Below are 3,542 nucleotides of genomic sequence, written 5' to 3' on the forward strand. Positions count from 1 at the left end.
GCGCATTAGCGCTGAGCGAACCCGTTGCTCCGTTGACGGGGCGGTCCGCCACGCCTATTTCTCCTCAGGACGGGTGCCCCGGACACGGCGGAAAGGCAGTCCCATGGCCGGCTCAGGAGGCCTGCAGGTCTGCGATATCGGCGGCACCTGCGGCAAGGAGGACTTCTGCGAGTTCGATGCCCAGCAGGGTGGCCCCTACTTCCGTAAGTCCGTCGGTTGCCCGCTTGTCCCGGACCGAAGCGGTGCCGTCCACAGCACAGACCACGGCTTCGAGGTGGAGCATGCTGCCCTTCCGGAAGGCGTAGGCACCCACCGGTGCTGCACAGCCGGCTTCGAGCCGGGCCAGCAGGGCCCGTTCCGCCGTGACCGCAAGCCGGGTATCCGGATCGTCCAGGGCGGCCAATGCCTGCGCAAGGACGTCCTGGGAACCCTCCGTGGAGCCCGGTCTGGGCGGGGCGTCAGCCGTGCGGCATTCGATGGCGAGCGATCCCTGCCCGGCAGCGGGCAGCATGACATCCGTTTCAAGGTACTCGCTCACGGCATCCAGCCGGCCGATGCGTTCCAGGCCTGCCGCCGCGAGAACTACGGCATCGAGATCGCAGGACTTCCCCGCAACCACCTGGTCCGTTGCGTTCCCCGGAAGTCCGGGCACCCTGCCCAGGCGGGTGTCCACATTGCCGCGGATATCAACGATCTCAAGATCGGGCCTGGCGGTGCGGAGCTGGGCCGCACGGCGGGGCGAGCCGGTCCCCACGGTGGCGCCGGAGGGGAGATCGGCAAGTTTGAACCCGTCCCGTGCACAGAGGACATCGCGGACGTCCACCCGCCGCGGCGTAGCGGCCAGGCTTAGGCCGACTGCGGGGCCGGTGGGCAGGTCCTTGAGCGAATGGATGGCAACGTCGCACTCATTGCGCAGCAGCGCATCGCGCAGTGCGGCGACAAAAACGCCGGTGCCGCCCATTTGGGACAACGAGCCGGTGAGGACGTCGCCGTCGGTCCTGATGTGGACGAGTTCCACGGGGAAGCCTCCGACGGCGGCCAGCTGGTCAGCGGTTTGCTGCGTCTGGGTGAGCGCCAGCTTGCTGGCGCGGGTTCCGATGCGGACTGTCACTGCTGCCGCGCTCCCCCGGCCGTGCCTGGCTGGTTGGCCTCCGGTTCGGCTGCAGCGTCGGCCGGATAGGGATCATGGCCGGTGCCCACGGTGGTGTCCGCCCCTGCGATGGCGGGCTTCTCGCCGCGGAAGTTCGCGCAGCATCCCGGGCGGCAGACGTCGTACCAGGGGCCGAGGGCGGTCACTGCCGGGCGGGCGCTGATGTTGCTGGCCACGGTCCGCTCGGAAATCAGGTCCACCAGGCCGTTGACGAATTTGCGGTGCGTGCCGGGCGTTGGGACGCGGGTGGCTGCGAGTCCCAGGTTGGCGCAGGTTTCCAGGGCTTCCGTGTCCAGGTCCCAGACAACTTCCATGTGGTCGCTGACAAAGCCCAGGGGCACAATAACAATGCCCTTGACGCCCTGGCCCGCAAGCTCTTCAATGGCGTCGTTGATGTCCGGCTCGAGCCACGGCACGTGCGGGGCCCCGGAACGGGACTGGTAGACCAGCGACCATGGAGCGGTAAGGCCTGATTCCTCTTCCACCCGCTGGATGACGGCGGCTGCGGTGGCCAGGTGCTGGGCAACATACGCCGAGCCCTCTTCGAATTCGCGGGGTTCGCCCTCGGACCGGCCTGCCGCGTCTGCGTCGCGGGTAGGGATGGAGTGCGTGGCAAACAGAATCTGGACGGGCGCGTCAGGTGTGCCTGCAGCTGCCAGTTTTTCCCGGACTTCCGCGAGGCCTGCGGCAGTGCCCTCGATGAAGGGCTCCACGAAGCCTGGGTGGTCGAAGTACTGGCGCACCTTGTCCACTTCCAACCGGCCGTCCAGGCCGGTCTCGGTCAATGCCATGCCAATGTCCTCGCGGTACTGGCGGCAGCTGGAGTAGCAGGAGTAGGCGCTGGTGGTGATCATCAGCAGGCGGCGGTGGCCGGCGTCGTACGCTTCCTGCAGGGTCTGCGGGATGTACGGGGCCCAGTTGCGATTGCCCCACAGCACGGGAAGATCTATGCCCCGCGCCGCGAGCTCGGCTTCGAGGGCTGCCTTCAGCTCGCGGTTCTGCTGGTTGATGGGGCTGATGCCGCCGTTGGCGCGGTAATGGTGCGAAACTTCCTCAAGCCGCTCGTCCGGGATGCCGCGGCCGCGGGTGACGTTGCGGAGAAACGGTATGACGTCCTCCTGGCCTTCCGGCCCGCCGAAGGAAGCAAGGAGGACGGCGTCATAACTCTTGGGGGCCATGCGGCCGGCCTCTGTCACAGGGTTAATGGCCACCACGCTGGCGGGATCGTGTGCTTCCAGGGGGCTCATGCCAGCACCTCTGCAACTTCTTCCGCGGAGATGCGGCGACCGGTGTAGAACGGAATCTCTTCCCGGACGTGGTTGCGCGCTTCGGTGGCGCGAAGGTGGCGCATGAGGTCCACCAGGTCCACGAGCTCAGGCGCCTCCAGGCCCAGGATCCATTCCCAGTCGCCCAGCGCGAAGGAAGAGACAGTGTTGGAAATGACCTGGGGAAAGTCCCGGCCCAGCAGGCCGTGGTCGCGGAGCATCTTGCCGCGCTCAGCCTCGGGCAGGATATACCACTCGTAGGAGCGGACAAACGGGTAGACGCACAGCCACTCGGCCGCTGCGACGCCACGGGAGTATGCAGGGGTGTGGTTCTTGGCGAACTCAGCCTCGCGGTGCACACCCATGGCGGACCAGACAATCTCTGTCCCGGCGAAGAGGGTGCTCCGACGGATGTCCCGGATGGCCTGCTGCAGGGCTTCGGGCTTGGGTCCGTGGAGCCACACCATCACGTCTGCATCCGCCCGCATGGCGGAGACGTCGTAGCTGCCACGGTGAGTCACGCCGGCCTGGGCAAGCCGTTCCAGCAGGGCCTCGAAGTCCGTGGCAGCGGCGGCGCTGCGGACCAGCGCCTCTGAACGCTTGAAGACCGTCCAAAGGGTGAAAAACTGCTCGGCTGATTCTTCGGTTTTAGTGACAGATTCGGCAGAAGTGTGGCTCATGGTTACAAGTTTGCCCCTTCGTACCCAAAAGTCGAAACCAGTGACTTCTACAGCCCGTAGAAGTGCTCAATGTCACAGCAGCGTCCGCCTTTCCTTATCCCCCGGAAGCTGCGCCTAGGGATTTCGCAGGCGGAAGAAGACCAGTCCGGCAGCACCAGCGACCCCTACCAGCCCTGAACCAAGCCACACCAGGGCACTCTTCGGCTCCGGCTGCGCAGCCAGCACAGCGTTGCTCCGTACGCTGTTGCCGGATGCGGCGGTGTATGGCGTCCACCCTGCCTGGGTATGAGGCACAGCGTAAAGCGGCACATACCCGCCCTGTCCGCCCACTACACCCTTCACAGTTGCGGCAGTGGCTTCGCCTGCGGCGGCATCGGCTGCGGGCTGGCCTGCCGCCGTCGGTGAAGGATCCGCTGCCACGGTGGATGCGGGCGGGGCAGGCTGCGC

At 66.7% G+C, this 3,542-nt stretch carries 3 protein-coding genes and 1 pseudogene; all 4 read right to left on the minus strand.

Translation table 11 applies throughout. The features are described 5' to 3' along the window. Nucleotides 1-112 precede the first annotated feature (112 nt). The gene (gene hemC, locus AC5RWX_RS31480) at nt 113-1,111 is read right to left on the minus strand and encodes a hydroxymethylbilane synthase (RefSeq protein ID WP_494100118.1); all 999 of its coding nucleotides are present in this window, start codon (nt 1,109-1,111) and stop codon (nt 113-115) included. Beyond that, nucleotides 1,108-2,397, minus strand: coding sequence for a ferrochelatase (locus AC5RWX_RS31485; protein ID WP_494100119.1), 1,290 nt, complete (start codon nt 2,395-2,397; stop codon nt 1,108-1,110). Before AC5RWX_RS31485 ends, hemC begins: the two co-directional genes overlap by 4 nt. Then, the gene (gene hemQ / locus AC5RWX_RS31490; protein ID WP_494100120.1) at nt 2,394-3,095 is read right to left on the minus strand and encodes a hydrogen peroxide-dependent heme synthase; all 702 of its coding nucleotides are present in this window, start codon (nt 3,093-3,095) and stop codon (nt 2,394-2,396) included. Before hemQ ends, AC5RWX_RS31485 begins: the two co-directional genes overlap by 4 nt. Nucleotides 3,096-3,209: 114 nt before the next feature. After that, nucleotides 3,210-3,542: pseudogene (locus AC5RWX_RS31495) on the minus strand (hypothetical protein); the annotation flags it as partial.

It is taken from the genome of Arthrobacter sp. SPT-J7 (genome assembly GCF_059089965.1).